This is a genomic window from Lentzea terrae, assembly GCF_003265345.1.
GTDB lineage: Bacteria > Actinomycetota > Actinomycetes > Mycobacteriales > Pseudonocardiaceae > Lentzea > Lentzea terrae.
In genome coordinates, this window is record NZ_QFWW01000018.1 from 1 (window position 1) to 18,652 (window position 18,652).

General features: G+C 68.8%; 15 protein-coding genes. 6 read left to right on the plus strand and 9 right to left on the minus strand.

From position 1 onward, the window contains the following. Positions 1 to 404 precede the first annotated feature (404 nt). Positions 405 to 4,019, plus strand: a complete 3,615-nt coding sequence (locus DI276_RS21655) for an nSTAND1 domain-containing NTPase (protein WP_112266167.1) — start codon at positions 405 to 407, stop codon at positions 4,017 to 4,019. 17 nt (positions 4,020 to 4,036) lie between these two features. Here the strand turns inward: DI276_RS21655 and DI276_RS21660 are convergent, their stop codons facing one another. The 4 genes from DI276_RS21660 to DI276_RS21670 form a co-directional block, all read right to left on the minus strand. Beyond that, positions 4,037 to 6,631, minus strand: coding sequence for a glycoside hydrolase family 3 protein (locus tag DI276_RS21660; protein WP_112266169.1), 2,595 nt, complete (start codon positions 6,629 to 6,631; stop codon positions 4,037 to 4,039). 406 nt (positions 6,632 to 7,037) lie between these two features. Continuing rightward, positions 7,038 to 7,214, minus strand: coding sequence for a hypothetical protein (locus DI276_RS52240; protein ID WP_232836811.1), 177 nt, complete (start codon positions 7,212 to 7,214; stop codon positions 7,038 to 7,040). Beyond that, entirely contained in the window at positions 7,193 to 7,396 is a 204-nt protein-coding gene (locus tag DI276_RS52245) for a YdcF family protein (protein ID WP_232836812.1), read from the minus strand. The genes DI276_RS52240 and DI276_RS52245 overlap by 22 nt, the downstream gene beginning before the upstream one ends. Before the next feature lie 72 nt (positions 7,397 to 7,468). Beyond that, complete coding sequence (locus DI276_RS21670; protein WP_112266171.1) at positions 7,469 to 9,115, minus strand: glutamate--tRNA ligase; 1,647 nt, start codon at positions 9,113 to 9,115, stop codon at positions 7,469 to 7,471. 78 nt (positions 9,116 to 9,193) lie between these two features. Here DI276_RS21670 and DI276_RS21675 point away from each other — a divergent pair, with 78 nt between their 5' ends. Both DI276_RS21675 and DI276_RS21680 read left to right on the plus strand, forming a co-directional pair. Next, on the plus strand, positions 9,194 to 10,375 hold the full coding sequence (locus DI276_RS21675; protein WP_112266173.1) for a zinc-dependent alcohol dehydrogenase: 1,182 nt from the start codon (positions 9,194 to 9,196) through the stop codon (positions 10,373 to 10,375). 19 nt (positions 10,376 to 10,394) lie between these two features. Continuing rightward, entirely contained in the window at positions 10,395 to 11,015 is a 621-nt protein-coding gene (locus DI276_RS21680) for an L-threonylcarbamoyladenylate synthase (RefSeq protein WP_112266175.1), read from the plus strand. Positions 11,016 to 11,018: 3 nt separating this feature from the next. On the opposite strand, the gene DI276_RS21685 is transcribed toward DI276_RS21680, so the two are convergent. Further along, positions 11,019 to 11,477 (minus strand): RICIN domain-containing protein, encoded by a 459-nt coding sequence (locus DI276_RS21685; RefSeq protein WP_112266177.1) that lies wholly within the window; start codon positions 11,475 to 11,477, stop codon positions 11,019 to 11,021. Between the two features lie 103 nt (positions 11,478 to 11,580). Beyond that, positions 11,581 to 13,413 carry a S8/S53 family peptidase gene (locus DI276_RS21690; RefSeq protein ID WP_232836813.1) on the minus strand — a complete coding sequence of 611 codons (1,833 nt, stop codon included), beginning with the start codon at positions 13,411 to 13,413 and terminating at the stop codon, positions 11,581 to 11,583. Between the two features lie 242 nt (positions 13,414 to 13,655). Here DI276_RS21690 and DI276_RS21695 point away from each other — a divergent pair, with 242 nt between their 5' ends. Continuing rightward, a complete protein-coding gene (locus tag DI276_RS21695) occupies positions 13,656 to 14,615 on the plus strand; it encodes a hypothetical protein (protein ID WP_157984860.1) in 960 nt (319 codons plus the stop codon). A gap of 327 nt (positions 14,616 to 14,942) precedes the next feature. Here the strand turns inward: DI276_RS21695 and DI276_RS21700 are convergent, their stop codons facing one another. Further along, positions 14,943 to 15,524 carry an NUDIX domain-containing protein gene (locus DI276_RS21700; RefSeq protein ID WP_232836814.1) on the minus strand — a complete coding sequence of 194 codons (582 nt, stop codon included), beginning with the start codon at positions 15,522 to 15,524 and terminating at the stop codon, positions 14,943 to 14,945. A 128-nt stretch (positions 15,525 to 15,652) separates the two neighbouring features. Here DI276_RS21700 and DI276_RS21705 point away from each other — a divergent pair, with 128 nt between their 5' ends. Then, positions 15,653 to 16,750, plus strand: coding sequence for a helix-turn-helix domain-containing protein (locus DI276_RS21705; RefSeq protein WP_198680808.1), 1,098 nt, complete (start codon positions 15,653 to 15,655; stop codon positions 16,748 to 16,750). Here DI276_RS21705 and DI276_RS21710 read toward each other — a convergent pair. After that, complete coding sequence (locus DI276_RS21710) at positions 16,747 to 17,643, minus strand: ParB/RepB/Spo0J family partition protein (protein WP_112266185.1); 897 nt, start codon at positions 17,641 to 17,643, stop codon at positions 16,747 to 16,749. The two genes, DI276_RS21705 and DI276_RS21710, sit on opposite strands and share 4 nt — an antisense overlap. Before the next feature lie 79 nt (positions 17,644 to 17,722). Beyond that, on the minus strand, positions 17,723 to 18,115 hold the full coding sequence (locus DI276_RS21715; RefSeq protein WP_112266187.1) for a CoA-binding protein: 393 nt from the start codon (positions 18,113 to 18,115) through the stop codon (positions 17,723 to 17,725). Positions 18,116 to 18,228: 113 nt separating this feature from the next. Between DI276_RS21715 and DI276_RS21720 the strand changes: the two genes are divergently transcribed. Further along, positions 18,229 to 18,651 carry a YciI family protein gene (locus DI276_RS21720; protein ID WP_112266189.1) on the plus strand — a complete coding sequence of 141 codons (423 nt, stop codon included), beginning with the start codon at positions 18,229 to 18,231 and terminating at the stop codon, positions 18,649 to 18,651. Position 18,652 lies beyond the last annotated feature (1 nt).

Sequence of the window (18,652 nt, forward strand, 5' to 3'; positions counted from 1 at the left end):
CACTACAACACTGAACGCGGTCACACCGCACTCGATGGCCACCCACCCATCAGCCGCGTTCAGTCACCAACCTCATGACCAAGTACAACTAGTGGCGTGGCCCAGAACGACGGCCGGGTAATTCACGCTCAGCAGGGCGCCTCGCGGCACCGCCCCCGCGCCCCCATACGTCCAGTATGAAGACGCGGGGGCGGCACCACGATGCACCCGTCTGACCGCGAATTCGCCTGGCAACGTTCTGGGCCACGCCACTAGGTCTTCGGGTCTGGCGGCGGGTTGTCGGGTTTGCGGGTCTCGACGAGCAGGTCGCGAATGTCACCGTTCATGTGCCCTTCATAGAGCGAACGCGTTGTTCGGTTCCGCCGACTGGACGCCGAACAAACAACGAGGGAACAATCCGCCGGGTGCCGAGACCCGAGCGCCCGCTGGATTCCGACGACGACGAGCTGCTCAGGTTCGCCGCGGACTTGAGATTGTTGCGTGAGAAAGCAGGTAAGCCGACCTACCGCGAGCTGAGCAAGGCCGCGCACTATTCGGTGACGGTGCTCTCCGAGGCCGCGAGCGGCCGGAAACTGCCCAGCCTGGCGGTGACCACGGCCTACGTGCACGCGTGCGGCGGTGACGTCGAACAATGGCGGCGAAGATGGCACGAGGTCGCCGACGGCGCGAAGCCCGCCGATCCCGAGCGCGAACCCCCGTACCTCGGACTCGCCGCCTTCCAAACCGAGGACTCGGGCCGGTTCTTCGGCCGGGAAAAGCTCGTCGGACAACTGCTGGAGAAAGTGGCCGAACGCCCTTTTGTGGGCGTCTTCGGTGCTTCCGGATCGGGCAAGTCGTCATTGCTGCGCGCGGGGCTGGTGGCGGCACGGCCCGCCGACGTCTTCTTCCCCGGCCCGCACCCGCTGGCGTTGTGGGACGGCGTGACCGCGGACCTCGTGGTGATCGACCAGTTCGAGGAGGTCTTCACCCTCTGCCGCGACGAGGACGAGCGGGTCGCGTTCATCGAGGCGATCACGCACTGCGCCAATACCGACTTCTCTGCACGCAAGGTCGTCATCGGCGTCCGTTCCGACTTCTACGGGCATTGCGGCCGCTATCCCGCGCTGGTCGACGCGTTGCACGACGCGCAGATCCTGGTCGGCGCGATGAGCCCACAGGAGCTGCGGCGGGCGATCACCGAACCGGCGTTGCGGGCCGGCTACACCGTCGAGGGCGCACTGGTGTCGGTGCTGGAGGCCGAGCACGCGCCGTTGCCGCTCGTCTCGCACGCGCTGCTGGAGACGTGGCGTCGTCGTCGCGGCACCCGTCTGACCGTGGCGGGCTACGAGGAGACGGGCGGTGTACGGCACGCGTTGGCCCAGAGCGCCGAGGCCGCCTACCTGGCGTTGGACCCCGCGCAGCAGGCGATCGCGCGCAAGATCTTCCTGCGGCTGACCGCGCTCGGCGAGGGCACCGAGGACACCAAGCGCCACGTGAGCCGCGACTCTCTCGACGGTGTTTTCAGTGACGACGACACCAGGCTCGTGCTGGACCATCTCGCGCGCGCACGGCTCATCACGCTCGACGACACCGGCGTCGACCTCACGCACGAGGCGGTGATCCGGTCGTGGCCGCGGTTGTCCGGCTGGCTGACCGCGAACCGCGACGCGCTGCGCGTTCACCACCAGCTCACCGAGGCGGCCGCGACCTGGGAGACGCTGAACCGCGACTCGGGCGCGCTTTATCGGGGCGTGCGGCTCGCGCTGGCCCGTGAGTGGGCAACGGGCGACGACGACGCGATGTCCGCGCGCGAACGCCGATTCCTCAACGCCAGCATCGCAGCCGAAGAAGAAGAGCAGGAGGCCACACGGCGCCGCACCCGCAGGCTGCGGCAGCTCGTCGGTTTACTCACCGTGCTGCTCGTGCTCGCCGTGACGGCGGTGGGGTTCGCGATCACCGCCCAGCGCGAGTCGACGGCCCAGCGGAACATGGCCCTCTCCCGGCAGGCGGTCAGCGACGCGAAGACGCTGCAGTCGTCCGAGTCCGACCGCGCCGCCCAGCTCAGCCTCGCCGCACACGAGCTCACCGACAACGCCGAGACCAGGGACAACCTGGCCAGCGCCCCGTCGGGACCGCACTTCACCCACTGGCACGCGGCCACCAAGGACATCCCGGGCATCGCGCTGCACGGCAGCACGCTCGCCACCACCAGCTGGGACCACTCGGTCAAGCTGTGGGACATCACCGACCACCGCGCGCCTGCTCTACTCGCCAGTACGACCGTCGACGAGCAGGCGCTGGGCATCGCGTTCAGCAAGGACGGCCGGCTGCTCGCGGTCGTCGACGAGCACGCGGTCACCTTGTTCGATACGGCCGACCCGCGTGCCCCGCGGCGCCTCGGCGTCGTCCGGTCGGCCGAGCAGCTGTGGGCCGGTGCCCTCAACCCGGACGGCACGCTCCTCATCACGACGCACGACGACGGCAGCGCACGGTTGTGGAACATCAGCGACCCGCGCACGCCCGTGCTCACACACACGTTGCCTGGTCACCACCGTGTGATGCGAGCCGCCGCCTTCCGTCCAGACGGCCGCGCGTTCGCCGTGTCGTCGCGTGCGTCCGTCGTGCTGTATTCGCTCGATGGCGCACCACAGCGCAAAGGTGAGCTGACCGGCCACTCGCAGGCGGTCCAGTCGCTCGCCTTCAGCCCGGACGGCCGGACGATCGGCACCGGCTCGTGGGACCACACGGCCAAGTTGTGGGACGTCGCCGACCTGCAGGCACCGCGGCCGCGCGCCGAGTTCACCGGCAGCACGGCGATCGTCTGGGGTGTCTCGTTCTCGCCGGACGGCACCACGTTCGCCGCGGTCGGCGACGGGCGGGTGCGCCTGTGGAGCGTCGACGGCGTCGGCCTGACCGGCACTCCCCGGATGCTCGGCGCGCTGCCCGGCGGCATCTACGCGGCGGAGTTCACGCGGGACGGCACCACCGTGGTGATCGTCGAAGGCAGCAAGGTGCGGCTGCAGGAGCTGCGCGAGATGCCGTTGTTCGGGCACGAGAACAACGTGTCGTCGGTGTCGTTCCGCCCGGACGGCCAGGTGCTGTCGAGCAGCAGCTGGGACGGGACGGTCCGGCTGTGGAAGATGACTCCGCAGCGCACCCGTGAGCCGCTCGCGTGGATCACCGACGCGGCCGGGTTCGTGCGTTCCGCGACCTTCAGCCCGGACGGCAGGTGGCTCGCCGCCGCGAGCGACGACTCGTGGGTCCGGATCTACGACGTGACCGACCCGGCAGCGCCTCTGCTGAAGGCGCAGTTCGTCGCGCTGGAGAACCAGCCGTCGGTGTCGGTCGCGTTCAGCCCGGACGGCAGGACGCTGGCCGTCGGCTCGTACAAGGTGTTGTCGTTGTGGGACATGACTCCTGAACAGCCGCAGGAGCTCTTCCGGCGGGAGGCCTGGTACGCCGCCGTGTGGACGGTGAGCTGGAGCCCCGACGGCACCCGGCTCGTCGCGGGCACCGGCAACCAGGCGCGGCTTTTCGATGCCACGAACCTGCGGTCGCTGCAGGAGATCGCGTTCCCCGGCAACGGCGACAACCCGTTGCGCGGCGGGTTCAGCCAGGACGGCAAGCTGCTGGCCACCGGGCACGGCGACAGCGAGATCCGGCTGATCGACACCTCGACACTGCGCGAGGTCGCCGTGCTGAAGGGCCTCGGCGGAATCGCGTACGCGGCGGCGTTCCACGGCGACCGCATGGCGATCTCGCACTCCGACGCCAGGATCCGGCTGTGGGACGTCGTGGACCCGGCCCGGCCGCGGCTGGAGACGACGTACACCGGCCACGTGTGGGACGTGCCGGGGCTCGCGTTCAGCCCGGACGGCACCTATCTCGCGTCCGGCGGCAACGACACCACCGTCCGGCTGTGGGAGGTCGGGCTCGACCGGGCGGTCGGGCGGCTGTGCGCGACTGCTCCGGCGCCGCTGACGCCGGAGCAGTGGCAGACGCACTTCCCGGACGTGCCCTACCGGCGGTTCTGCCGGTAGGGCACGGGGTTTTCCGGTTACGTGCAGGGAATGACGTCCGGATCATTGCCCGCCTTGGGCACCCACCGCACGTTCGCGAACGACGCCTGGAAGGTGCCGTCCGTGTAGACCAGGAACGGCGTGTTGACGTTCTCCAGGTCCAGTCCCTTGCTGGCGAAGCAGTTGACCGCCACCTTCACGGTCGCCTTCTGTCCAATGGGGAGTGTGCGGAACGCTTGCGTGGCATCGACTTCCGCCATGCACGGGTACACGCAGTGCGCGCTGATGACCGTGCGGTTGGCCGGTGCCTGATGCACGATCACGTCGAACTGGATGGCCGCGTTGGCGTTGCCGTAGCCGCGCAGGTCGGTGCCGGTCGGACTCTGCGCGTACACCTGGCCGGCCCCGGCGCCGGTCCACGTCGTCTTGAGCGCGTCCTGCTGAACGTTGACGTCGGACTGCACGACGTTGATGTTCGCCTGCGAGGCCTGGCCGTCGGGGCCGATCTCCAGGCCCCAGTTCTCCGGCGAGCCGAGGTAGCTCTTGTAGGGCGCGATGTCCGTGCGGTTGAAGACCTCGAGGTCCTCGGTCGCCGTGCCACCGCCACCACCGGAGCACAGGATGCCGGGGCTGGTCTCGTCGAGCGCGCCGACGTTGCCGGTCTGCCAGTCGCGCAGGCCGTAACCGAGCTTGAACAGCGGGGTCTTGGCCGGCTCACCGGGCAGTGCCGGGCAGGCCTCGGCCGGCCACGAGTAGGACAGCTTGCCGCTGAACCCGTTGTGGCGTCCCTTGATCAGCAGGTCGGCGATGCCCTGGCCCTCGGTGCCCGGCAGCCAGGCGGCCACGAACGCGTCGGACCGGTTGATCTCCTTGTTCATGTACATCGCACGACCGCCGACGTACACGGTGATGACCGGCTTGCCCTTGCCGGACACCTTGTCCAGCACGGCGATGTCCTGCGGGTACAGGCGCGCGGTCTCGAACGAGCGCTTGCCGAGGTCGCCGACGCCCTCCGCGTACGGCGTCTCACCGATGACGGCGATGACGGCGTCGAACGCGCTCGGGTCCACGTTGTCCGCGGTCTCGGCGAACGTGACGTTGGCGGCGCCCAGCGTGTCCTGGATGCCCTTGAGGATGCTGGTGGCGTTGGGGAAGTCGGCGTTGGTGTTGCCGGTGCCCTGCCAGGACAACGTCCAGCCACCGGTCTGGTTGCCGATGTTGTCCGCGCTCTTGCCGACCACCAGAACCTTGCTGCGCTTGGACAGCGGCAGCACGCGCTTGTTGTTCTTCAACAACACCGCGGACTCCCGAACCGCTTCCCGCGCGAGTTCCTTGTGCAGCAGCGCTTCCTGCTCGCCGGCGTGCTCCCGCTGCGACGGCTTGGGCGCGTCGAACGTGCCCGCGCGCAGCTTGACGCGCAGGATGCGGGTGACCGCGTCGTCGATGCGCGCCATCGGGATCACGCCGCTCTCGACCTGGCTGATCGTGTTGGTGATGAACGCCTTCCAGTCGTTCGGCACCATGATGATGTCCATGCCGGCGTTGATCGCCTGCGGGCAGCTGTCGTTGGTGCAGCCGGTGACCTGCCCGATGCCGTTCCAGTCGGAGACGAGCAGCCCGTCGAAGCCGATCTTCTCCTTGAGGATGCCGGTCTGCACGTACTTGCTGCCGTGCACCTTGCCCTCGTTGATGACGTCGTTCGTCCAGCTGTTGAACGAGATCATCACCGTCTGCGCACCAGCGGCCAGCGCCCCGTAGTAGCCCTGCCCGTGCACGTTGATCATCTTCTGCTCGGTGGACGGGTTGACCCCTTGGTCCTTGCCACCGGTCGTGCCACCGTCACCGATGAAGTGCTTGGCGGTGGCGATCACGCCATCGTCGCCAATGCGCCTCTTCGCGTTGTCCTGCAAGCCCTTGACGGCCTCGAACCCGTAGGCGCGCGTGATCCGCGGGTCCTCGCTGAAGCCCTCGTAGGTGCGCCCCCACCGGTCGTCCTCGACAACCGCGAGCGTGGGCGCGAACGCCCAGTCCTGCCCGGTCGCCCGAATCTGCTCGGCCGTGGCCTCGGCGATGTCGCGGACGAGGCACGGGTCGTGCGCGGCGCCAAGACCGATGTTGTGCGGGAACACCGTGGAGCCGTAGACGTTGTTGTTGCCGTGCACCGCGTCGATGCCCCAGATGACGGGAATCTTGGTGCGCGTCGCCTTCGACGCCTCCCAGTAGGCGTCGGCCAGCTTGAGCCAGTCCTGCGGCGTGGCCTTCTTGTTGGCGCCCGGCCAGCTACCACCACCGTTGAGGACCGACCCGAACCCGTACGTGGTGACGTCCTGCGCCGTGATCGCACCGATCTCGGGCTGCGTCATCTGGCCGACCTTCTCGGCCAGCGTCATGTCCTTGAGGATGGCCTTGATCCGGGCCTCGTCCCTGCGGTCACCCTTGAACTGGCTCTCGACCCGAGGCCAGTCCTTGAGGGTGGGCAGCGACTTCTCGATGCGAGCACACCCGTGCTCGGTGCGGGGCTGCCCGATGACCGGCTGCTTCGGTCCGTGCTGCGCGTCCGGCGCGGCGGCCGCGGTCGCGCTGGCGGCAAGCGTCAGCCCCAGCACTGCGGCGAGAGTGCTTCTCCAATGCATGCCGCAGATCCTCAACTTTGTGTTACGTCTGCGTCAATGGGAACGCTCTCACGACTTTGTTCCGGTACTCGGCGGGAGGAACTGCACATACCGGGCCCGCGCACTCGTGCGGGCGTGGACGGGTGGTCCGGTTGGGCGGCTCGGGTTGGGCGGTTGAGGTGGCGGCCGGTCGGGTGGTTTCCTCGCCCGGGGTGGTGTTGGCACCGGTTTTAGCGGGCTTTTAGCGGGCTTTAGCGGTTCCAGGGGCCCGTCCCGTGCGTCGTCTCACCTTGCGTTGTGCAGGGCTGGACGGGCGTTGGTCGCGTCATCGCCGCTTCGCGACGATCGCATGCATGGGCACGTCGGGTTGTTCGAGTTGCGTCATTACCGCTGTTCAAGAGCAGTCGGCTGTCGAAGCCCGCGTCGATCAGCCGGTCGTAGGCGGCGAGTACCTCCGGCGGGCACGTCCTTGCTCCACCGCGAAGCCCAGCTTCGGGTACTCGACGACCCGCTGCAGGTCCCCTACCAGCATGTCGATCACCAACTTCTCGTCGCCGATCGACCGGACGTAGTCGTCGAGCTTCAGCGGTTCGGACGCACACACACCTCGACCTCCGGCCACACCTTGCGACAGGTCGCGTATGCGCGGCGCTCCATGTACGGCTTCGAGATCAGCAAAACCGAGCGAGGCTCGCAGCCGTGCGCGGCGAGCAGTGCGCGCGAAAGCGACACGTTCTGTCCGGTGTTCGCGGCCTTGGGCTCGACCAGGATCGCGCTGTCCGGCACTCCGAGCGTGATCGCGTGATCGCAGTAGTGCCCCCGGTTCCCTCAGGAACCAGGGGCCGCCGAAACGAGCAACTAGCCGACGAGCGCGCGCACGCGCCGCAGCACCTCGTCCTTGCCCAGCGTGCGAGCCACCGAGTGCAGGTCCGGGCTGCGGGTCGACCCCGTCAGCGCCACCCGGATCAGCTGAGCCGCCTCACGAATCGAGCCGGGGTAGGCGTCCGGGTTCTTCTTGAGCTCCTTGGGGTTCGGCGCGAACCCGTGCTTGGCGGCGAGCTCGCGGATCTGACCGAACCACTCCTGGCCGTCCTCGAGGTCGGCGTACCCGTCCGCGAAGTCCGCGGCGAACGCCGAGATCAGCTCCGGCGACAGCCCGCCCAGCCGCTCGTCGGTCCGGTCGGTCACCAGCTCGAACAGCGACGGGAAGAAGAAGCCGTAGGCGGAGCGGAAGTCGGACCACTTGCGGAGGTCCTTGCGCGGGTTGGCGACCTCCGGGCCGCGCTCGACCTGCAGCGCGGCCAGAGCCTCGGCGCGCGAGTCGGAGAGCACGGACACGAGCGACGGGTCGTAGGTCGCGGCCCACTCGGAAATCCGCGACACGATCTCCTCACCGGACAGACCAGCCACGTAGTCGGCGCAGATGTCGTCGAGCTTCACGAGGTCGACGAGCGGGCCGGCGACACCGCACTCGGCCAGCGAAATGGGCGCCGCGAGGGCCTCCGCCAGCGGAAGCTCGGCCAGGCGGGCGTTCACCAGGCCGCGCAGGTAGTACTGGACGGCCTCGGCCGGGAAGCCCGCCTCGATGAAGAACTCGACGGAGGCTTCCGGGTCCTTGCGCTTCGAGAGCTTGCGCCGGGAACCGCCCTGCTGCTTCATCAGCGGCGCGATGTGGGCGTACTCGACGCGCTCGAAGCCCAGGGCGTCGAACAGCTGCAGGTGGGTCGGGACGGAGGAGATCCACTCCTCGCCGCGGATCACCAGGTTCACGCGCATCAGGTGGTCGTCGACGGCGTGCGCGAAGTGGTACGTGGGCAGCCGCGGCGACTGGTCGGACGCCTTCAGGATCACCACGTCGTTGCGGTTGGCCTCGTGCTCCAACGGGCCGCGGATCGCGTCGACGAACGACGTGCGCTCCCCCGCCTTGCCCGGCGAGCGGAAGCGGACGACGTACGGACGGCCGGCCTCCAACGCCTCGGCAACATCCTCGGCCGTCTTGTCGCGCCAGATCGCCCAGCGGCCGTAGTAGCCGGTGGGGAGCTTGGTGGCCTGCTGGCGCGCGGTGATGTCCGCGAGCTCTTCCTTCGTCGCGAAGCACAGGTACGCGGCACCCGAACGCAGCAGCTCGCGCACGTACGTCAGGTAGATCTGCTCGCGCTGCGACTGGTGGTACGGGCCGTACGAACCAACGGCGTCGGCCTCGTCGGGCTGCACACCGAAGTACGCGAACGCCCGGTTGAACTGGTCGACGGCGCCGGGGACCTCGCGCGCCTGGTCGGTGTCCTCGACGCGCACGATGTACGAGCCGCCCGACTGCGTGGCGATGTCGCGGTCGATCATGCCGACGTACAGGCCGCCGATGTGCAGGAAACCGGTCGGCGACGGGCCGAGGCGGGTGACCTTCGCGCCGTCGCCCAGACCACGGGGCGGGTACTGCTGCTCCCAGAAGGACGGCTCAGGCAGGTCCGCGGGGAACAGGGCGTCGACGACGGCACGGTCGAGCATCGCTGGGGGTCTCCATAACCGGGGTGAAAGAAGTCGTCCCAGGTTATCAACGCAAGCCCTCGGGGAACGCCAGTGGGCATGAAGGCAGTCACTTGGCACGGCAAACGCGACGTCCGGGTCGACAGCGTCCCCGACCCCGCGCTCAAGGAACCGGAAGACGTGATCGTCAAGGTCACCTCCAGCGGCATCTGCGGATCCGACCTGCACCTGTACGAGGTGCTGGGGCCGTTCCTCACCGAGGGCGACATCCTCGGGCACGAGCCGATGGGCGTCGTCGAGGAGGTCGGCGCGCACGTCACCCAGCTCAAGCCGGGCGACCGGGTGGTGATCCCGTTCAACGTCTCGTGCAACGCCTGCGTCATGTGCAACCAGGGCCTGCAGAGCCAGTGCGAGACCACGCAGGTCAGAGAACACGGTTCGGGCGCCGCGCTCTTCGGCTACACGAAGCTCTACGGCCAGGTGCCCGGCGGGCAGGCGGAGTACCTGCGGGTGCCGTTCGGCAACACGCTCCCGATCAAGGTGCCGGAGGGGCCGCCGGACGACCGGTTCGTCTACCTGAGCGACGTGCTCCCGACGGCGTGGCAGGCCGTGGAGTACGCGAACGTGCGGGAAGGAGGTGTCGTCGCGGTCCTGGGGCTCGGTCCGATCGGCGACATGTGCTGCCGGATCGCGCGGCACAAGGGAGCCCGCGTGATCGGCATCGACCTCGTCCCGGAACGACTGGCCCGCGCCAAGGCCCGCGGCACGGAGACGATCGACCTCAGAGGAGCCGGCAAGCGCCTCACCGAGGTCGTCCGGGACCTCACCGCCGGACGCGGCCCGGACGCGGTGATCGACGCGGTCGGCATGGAGGCGCACGGCGCGCCGGTCGGCAAGCTCGCCCAGCAGCTCACCGGGCTGCTGCCGGACACCATGGCGCAGAAGCTGATGAAGGAGGCGGGCGTCGACCGGCTCAAGGCCCTCTACAGCGCGATCGACATGGTCCGCAGGGGCGGCACGATCTCGATCGTCGGCGTGTACGGCGGCATGGCCGACCCGATGCCCATGCTGACGATGTTCGACAAGCAGCTGCAGATCAGGATGGGCCAGGCCAACGTGTGGCGCTGGGTCCCGGAGATCCTGCCGCTGCTCACCGACGACGACCCGCTGGGCACCGAGGACTTCGCCACCCACCGCCTCCCGCTCGAAGACGCGCCGCGCGCCTACGAGACGTTCCAGAAGAAGAACGACGGCATGGTCAAAGTGCTGCTCAAACCTTGATCGGCATATCCTGCCCCGCATGGCCAAGTACCTGGACGTCCACCCGGTCAACCCGCAGAAGCGCGCCATCGACCAGGCCGTGCGGATCCTGCAGGAGGACGGCCTGATCGCATACCCCACCGACTCCTGCTACGCGCTCGGCTGCCGCCTGGGCAACAAGGACGGCATCGACCGCATCCGCGAGATCCGCAAGCTCGACGACAAGCACCACTTCACGCTGATGTGCGAGAACTTCGCGCAGCTCGGCCAGTTCGTGGTGGTGGACAACGCGGTGTTCCGCGCGATCAAGGCCTCCACGCCGGGCAACTACACGTTCATCCTGCCCGCGACGAAGGAGGTGCCGCGCCGCATGATGCACGCGAAGAAGAAGACGGTGGGCGCGCGCATCCCGGACCACGTCGTCACGCAGGCGCTGCTCGAGGCGATGGGCGAGCCGCTGCTCACGTCCACTCTGCTGCTGCCCGACGAGGCCGAGCCGCTCGTGCAGGGCTGGGAGATCAAGGAACGGCTCGACCACGTGGTGGACGCGGTGCTCGACTCCGGCGAGTGCGGCACCACGCCCACCACGGTGGTGGACTTCTCCAGCGGCGAGGCCGAGATCATCCGCTACGGCGCGGGCGACCCGGACCGCTTCGAGTGACGGTCACACCCGCCGGAACCAGAACTGGTAGGTGAGGCGGCTGTCGCAGGTTTCCAGCCGGACGTTGGTGGTGCCCAGGCGCGTCAGGCACTTGCCGGTGCTGTGGGCGCGGATGGTCAGGCGCGAGGCCGAGCCGCTCACGACCCAGATCTGCGACACGGACCCGTTGCAGGTCGCGAGGCCCACCCGGTCGCCCTCCTGCCAGGCGCACTTGTTGCTCTGGTTGCTCACCAGCTGGGTCTGGCGGCCGAACGAGCCCACCCACCTGAAGTTCTGGAACGCACCGTCGTTGCACCCGGTGTGGTACACGTCGCCTTCCCGGTGGCCCACGTAGCCGTCCAGGCAGTGGCTCGTGTTCGTGCCCTGGAACTTCCAGGTCACGGCGGCCGAGGCGGGCTGGGCGACACCCACGGCGGCGGCGACCGCCAGTGCGGCTGCGCCAAGAACGCGGAGCTTCTTCATCGGAGGACTCCCCTCTCGCGCGCCGGCGTTCCGGCGCGTCCGAGGGGAACCCTGCCCGAGCTGTCTTGCGCGGTTTCTGGAATCCGCAGGTCAGAGCACGGATCTACGACACGACCAGCGCGTAGTCCGCGTCGGTCGCCGCCGTCTCGACGTGACCGTCCACGTTGACCGCGGTCGCGATCACCTCAACGGTCCAGGTGCCCGCCGCCGGCGCCTGGACGAGCACGTTCTCCACGGTGTCGACGGTGTTCGCGGCACCACCGGGCGTGGACCAGTTGCCGGCGAGCAGACCGTTGTTGCCCCAGTAGACCGTGCCGTCGGGAGCGGTGACCTTCAGCGTCAGGTCGTTCACGGTCGCCTTGGCCGCGGTCGGCGAACCGGCCGGGTCGGTGTAGGCCAGGGTCGCCCGCAGCGGCGTGGACCCGTTGGACGCCACCGCGTACTTGCGCGACTGACCGGTCGTGACCAGGTCGGTCTCGTTCACCAGCACCGGCAGCTTCCAGCCACCCGCACGAGCCCGGTCGTGCAGGTTGCGCACCGACACCGTGCCCCAGCCCTGGTGGGTGCGGGTCATGTCGTGCGCGGTGCCGCTGAACGCGTGCTGGTCGGCGGCGTTGATCAGCAGTGCCTTCGCGGTCGACGCGTGCGGACGGGACGCGAAGACGTCGCGCTTCTTGCCCGGACCGCCGTCGAACACGCCGTCGGCCCACATCTGGAACATCAGACCGGCGTTGCCGCAGGTGATCGGCGTGGCGCCGGACGTGCCGCCGAAGTCCGGCCGGTAGGCGGTGTCGCTGCCGATCGTCGTGGTGTCGATGCGGTCGAAGTAGTTCGACAGCTCCGGCTTGATGCGGCCGTCGGCGGCGGGGCCGATCGACGCGGTGCCGGCCCACCTGTCATCGGTGCGCGCCAAGGTGTTGTAGTGGTTGTGGGCGCCGACCGACAGCACGTTCTTCGCCCATGCCTGCGGGCGTGACGAACGGTTGCCGGTGTTGCTCTGCGACTGGCAGATCAGGATGTCGTGGTCGAACACGATCCGGTCCATCTGCTGCGATTCCGACGTGTAGGCCGTGGTGAGCGAGCCGCCCCAGCTGTTCGACTGGAACACCGCGCGGTACTGGCCGGCCGGGTCGACGAGCTGCTTGGTGTGCGCGTACCGGTCAGAGACGTTGCTGTAGGCGGCCGTGATGCCCTGCCCCTCGGGCAGCAGGCCGCGGTGCGCGGACGAGACGCCGGACGCGAAGATCTGCCCGTACGTCGACGTGCCGTGGCTGTATTGGTTGCTGGGGCCGTTCGAGGTGTGCTGGACCGGCGGACGAGCGCGGAACTCCTGGTGGGTCAGGAGGAACCCGCTGTCCATCACCTCGCCCCGCACGCCCTGGCCGCGGTAGCCGCCCGCGGCCTCGACGGCATTGGCACCGGTCGACTCGCGCGAGATCGCCATGTCGGTCTCGGGCGCCGACACCGGGTCGATGGCGAGCACGGCCGGCAGCTTCGCGAGCTGTGCGGCCTGGCCCGCGTCCAGCGCGGCCATGATGTGCTCGCGGTCCTCGGACAGCACGTTCACCTTGCCGCCCAAGGACTTCACCTTGGCCGCGACCGTCTGCTGGTCTCGTGTGTCCTGCTCGACGAGCGTGATCAGGTAGTCGGACGAGCCGCCCAGCGCCATGATCTGCGGCTGGGCCTGGAACGGGCGCACGTCGCGGACGTAGCTCAGCCGCGACACGCGCGAGGTGTTCGTCATGCGGGCCAGGTAGGTGCCGTCCTGGACGAACGCGCCGAGCCGGACGCCGAGGCCCTTGAGCTGGTGGCGCTGGGCGTCGGACAGGGTGGTGCGGAACTGCAGCAGGTAAGCGCTCTCCGCCGGCGCGGCGACGGCAGGAACACCGCTGATCAGGGCAAATGCGGATATGGCCGACAATAATGTGCGCAGCACGAATCCAACCTCCACATCAGGCAGGGATGGCGGAGACCGGAGGGAGTCACCGCCCGTGACCAGCACGTTACCGCTGCGGACCAGGTCAGGACATCAGTCGATCGGCGGTGATCATCTTGACGTCTGGTGTAGAACAATCCCTTTGGCCGCCGATATTCAGATCACCCGGATGGTGCACGCGGAGTAACGTCCGGCGTGGTGTGCCCGACATGCCCGGCAAAGCATTTCCGCGCGGAGGACGGATGCCAGTCTCACCTGAGCAGCTGATGGAAGAACTGCGCACGTTGTGCCGCGGGCGCGGTGTGCAGACTCCCGGAATCGACTTGCACGTCGGGCCGGCGCTGCGCCAGGTGTGCGGCATCGTGGAGACGGACGGCGCGGAAGCCGTCAGAACGAAACTCCGCGACTGGGTGACGAACGCGGTGCGCGCTTTCCCCACGGAGGTCCGCAACGCGGTTCTGGCGCCGCTCGGACTGCACGAGGAAGCGCAGTTCCGGTTCCTCAACGAACGCATCGAGTGGCTCGCGAAGCAACAGGACCGCGGCGCGCGCACGGTGCGCAGGAGGATGGAGGCCGGGCTGCAGCGCCTCGTCGAGGTGGCACTGCAGCCGGCACCCTCGACGGCGCACGTGGCGCCGTCGGAACTCTGGCACGTCAAGGAGTTCGACGCACTGCTGAAACTGGACGGCCCGACGCCCGCGTGCACGGAACGCCGGACCGTCGTGGCCGACACCGACGGTGTCAACGAGATCGCGTGGTCCATCACGATCCCCTCCCCCACGCTCGGCGGCGCACCTGGCGACATCGACATAGAGGTGTTGCACGGGGTGGAGCTCATCGGCCACGAGCGGCCGTCCCCACGGCGCTTCCTCATGAAGCTGCGGTTGCCCCGACCCCTCAACGCAGGACAAACGCACCAGTTCGCGCTGGAGGTGAAGGTGCCGCGGGGACAGTCGATGCGTCCGACCTACGTGTTCTGGCCGGAGCGGATGTGCGAGTCGTTCCGGTTGCGCGTTCGGTTCGACCGGAACGACCTGCCCGACTCGGTGTGGCGCGTCGAGGAGGCCCTGGCGCGCGACACCGACGACCTGACGCCCTGGCCGCACACGCTGCCGCTGGACGAGATCGGTGAGATCGACGTGTCGTTCCCACATCCTCGCCAGGGCCGCGGCTACGGCGTGCAGTGGACGCCACGCGGGTAGCCGGACGCGTTCAGATCAGTTCGATGCAGAAGTGCGGTTCCATGACTGACACCTCCCTTTGTGGGCTAAGGGAGAACCGCAGTCCGAAGTAGAGTCAGATCACCGATACCATGAACACGCTGCCGACCATGAACCCCACAAAGAGGCAGATCACGGCAACCTTCACGACGGTGGCGAGTGAGCAGATCATTCTCATCGAGAAATTCACCTTCTCATTCTGACTGGCTTTCGGACTGAAGTTCTCGCCGATGCACCAAGAGTGGCTTTTCGCCAGTCGAATGAGAACGGGTTTCCTGTTTCCAGCGAAATCAGGAAACCCTCCGAGCTTTATTTTCCGTTCGTGCGGCGCAGTGCCATGACGAGCAGCGCGTGCGAGCTGCCGGCGTGCGGGAGCATGCCCTGCTGGACGAGGTCGAGCGCGTGGTGAAACGGCAGGGTCCGCACGCGCAGGTCGGCCTCACCGGGCCCGAGATCGGGTTCGCCCTGGGTGAGGCCGGTGGCCAGGAAGATGTGGTCGACGTGGTTGCTGAGGCTGTCGGCGCCGTGGATCTGACCCAGCCGCTCCCACCTGTCGGCTCTCAGCCCGGTCTCCTCCGCCAGCTCACGGCGTGCCGCGGCCAGCGGGTCGGCGTCCGCGTCGTCGACGGCGCCGCCGGGCAGCCGCCACTCGGTGCCGCCGTGGGTGTAGATCCACTGTCTGGTCAGCACGACGTGGTCGTCGTCCTGGAGGGCCAGCACGGTGACCGATCCCGGCGCCACCACGTGGGTGTAGGTGGAGTGCCCGCCGTCCGGCCTGACGACGTCGTCCGACCGGACCTCGAACCACGGGGACCGGTGAACCACGTTGGTCGCCAAGCGCTGCCAGACCATCACCACACCAGCCGCCTCGTTCGAGCACGTCATCGCCATGACTCACATGGAACCATCGCGAACCGCTCGGTTTAGCCCCAGTTGATCGTCAATCTCCGGCCAATTCGTTGACATTCGGTGTCCTGGAGTTTGAACGCCAGCACACTACCGGGGAGGGGGTGAAGCCGGTGCCGCCCACGTTCGGGCAGGAGGTCCGCCGCCTGCGCAACGAGCGCGGCCTCTCGCTGACCCGCCTGACCGAACTGGTGCCCTACAGCAAGGGCCACCTCAGCAAAATCGAAAATGGACAGGTCCAGCCCAACCCGGACATGGCCCGCGTCTTCGACGACGTCCTGCAGGCCGAAGGCCGCCTGATCGAGCTGGCCGACGTGCCGGCGCGGCCGATCCCCAGCGACCACACGACCCTGCGCACGTACAACTCGATGTTCGACCACCACCGCGCCCTGGGCCACCGGCACAGCCCGGAGATAGTCCTCCCCGGCCTGCGACCGCAGGTGGACATCCTCAGCAGCATGGCCCGTTCCGCCGACGACCCCGGCCTCGGCCGCGGCCTGTGGCTGCTCGCCGCCCGGTACGCCGAGTACGCGGGCTGGATGGAGCAGGAACGCGGTGACGACGCCTCGGCCGCCGACATGACCAGGAAAGCCGTGCAGTACGCGGCGAAGGGCGGCGACCCGGAGCTCGAAGCGTGGGCGTTGGTCCGAGCCGCGGAGTTCGCTCTATACAGAGGAGACGCACGCGGAACCGTGTCCTTCGCGCGCCGCGCCGGCAAGTCCCGCTCCCCCGCCGTGCAGGCCGGTGCCGCCCTGCGCGAAGCCCAGGGCTACGCACTCGCCGGCGCCGCGGCCCAGTGCCAGGACGCCCTCGACCGGGCCGACGAACTGCAGCAGGCCGTCCGCGAATCCCCTTACGGCACCACGAGCCTGGTCGACCAGGTGGTCGTCGCCCGCGCGTGGACGTTCTACGACCTGGGCCGGCACGCGGAAGCCGCCGCCATCCTGGACATCCAGCTGCCGCTGATCGCACCGACCTCCCTGCGCGCCCGCACCCGCTTCGGCATGCGCCGCGCGCTGGCCCACGCCGCGGCAGGCGACGTGGACCACGCGTGCGACCTGGTGACCGAGCTGCTGGACGACATCCGCCAGGTGCAGTCGGCGACCGTGCACACCGACCTGACGTCGTTCAGCAAACTGTTGTCCCGCTTACGTCCTTCGGCCGGACGCGAGGTGGCGGGCGAGATCAGCGAGATCCTGTTCGCCGGCTAGACGGCCTGTCGCCGGCTCTCGCGTTCCAGCGCGTCGGCCATCTCGGCCCACACCTCTGCACAACCGCGGGCCATGTCCGCGACCAGCTCCCGGCAGTGCGACGGCACCCCGTCGACGACCGCGGCCCATTCGCCGGACGACACCGCGTGCGCCTCCAGCCACCGCAGCACCAGCCGCCCGTGCTCGTTGAACCGCAACGACGGATCGCGCCGCAGGATCGGCAACGTGGCGTCGGGCGCCCGGACCTCGCTGCGCGCGGCCGGCACCTCGACCTCGGCGAGCTCGGCCGCCCGCATCCGTTCCGGCACGGGGTCGAGCCCGGCGAGCAACCGCCGCCGCACGTCACGGACGGTCCCCGGCGACACCCCGGCCGCGCGCGCGATGTCGCGCAACGACGCCGTGGGCCGCGCCTCGATCATCTCGCCGGCCAGCCGCCGCCCGGCCGCGGAGTTGACCGGCCGGACCTTCCCGTCCCGTCCGACGCGGTTGGCCGCGCGGCCGCCGACCGCGCGCCGCAGCACGCCGACCGACTTGGCCGCGAGTCCGGTGGACGCCGCGATCGCCCGGTCCGACCACTGCGGGTGCGAGCGCAGCAGCCGGCGCGCGGCAGCTTCCCGGTCGGCGGTGGTCAGCGTCGACACGTTCAGCGACACGGACAGGACGAACACGTCCTCGACGGGTCCGTCGACGTACTCGACCTCGACCGACCGGAGCCCGCGCAGTGCGGCTGCCCGCAGGCGATGCGCGCCGTCGACGACTCGCATGGAACCGCGGTGCACCACGATCGGCGCGAGCACCGCACCGGAAGACGCGAGCTTGCGGACGAACTCCTCGCTGCAGCCACCGAGTCGCGGCGAATCCGCGGGCTGCAGCACGTTGATGTCAACGAGCATGGTGAAAAAGCCCCCCAGGCTTGGTGTCCCCGGAACCCCCAGGCGTCCGAGGACTTCAAGCCGCAGACTAGTCAGTTGGTCAACCGGAGCGCCACTCGATCGCCGGGCAGACGTCCATCACCATGTGCAGCCCGGCCGCCTTCGTCCGCCGGTAGGCCGCGTCGTCGACCACGCCGAGCTGGAACCACACGGCTTTGGCGCCGATCGCGACGGCCTCGTCGGCGAACTGACCGGCGTCCTCCGAACGGCGGAACACGTCCACGACGTCGACCGGGAACGGGATGTCCGCCAGCGTCGGGTAGCCCTGCTCACCGTGCACGGTCTCGGCCACCGGGTGCACCGGCACGATCTTCTTGCCGCGCTGCTGCAGGAACCGGGCGACGCCGTGCGCCGCGCGGGACGGGTTGTCCGCGAGCCCGACGATGGCCCAGACCTGGCAGTTCTCGAGGATCCAGTCGACGTCTTCGCGCATGCCCCCAACACTAACCTTGTGACGCCGGTCACATTTTCAGAAAGCTGGTCGAAACCAGCCGAAGCCGATCGACGCGTGAGTAGAACGGACCCACCAGACCTGAGGAGATCGAGATGCGGTTCATGGTCATCGTCAAGGCGAACGAGGACACCGAGAACTCCGTCATGCCCACGACCGAGGAACTGGCCGCGATGGGCAACTACAACGAGGAACTGGTGAAGGCCGGGGTCATGCTCGCGGGCGACGGCCTCTACCCGAGCGCCAAGGGCGCGCGGGTCGCGTTCGACGGCAGCGGCGCGACGAAGGTCATCGACGGCCCGTTCACCGAGGCCAAGGAACTGATCGCGGGCTTCTGGATCTGGGAGCTGCCGTCGCTGCAGGACGCCGTGGAGTGGCTGAAGAAGGCGCCGTTCCAGAGCGGCGAGGTCGAGATCCGGCAGATCCACGGCCCCGAGGCGTTCGAGGAGGTCATGACGCCCGAGATCCAGGCGCAGGAGGACCGTCTGCGCGAGCAGATCTCCGCCCAGAATCAGTAGG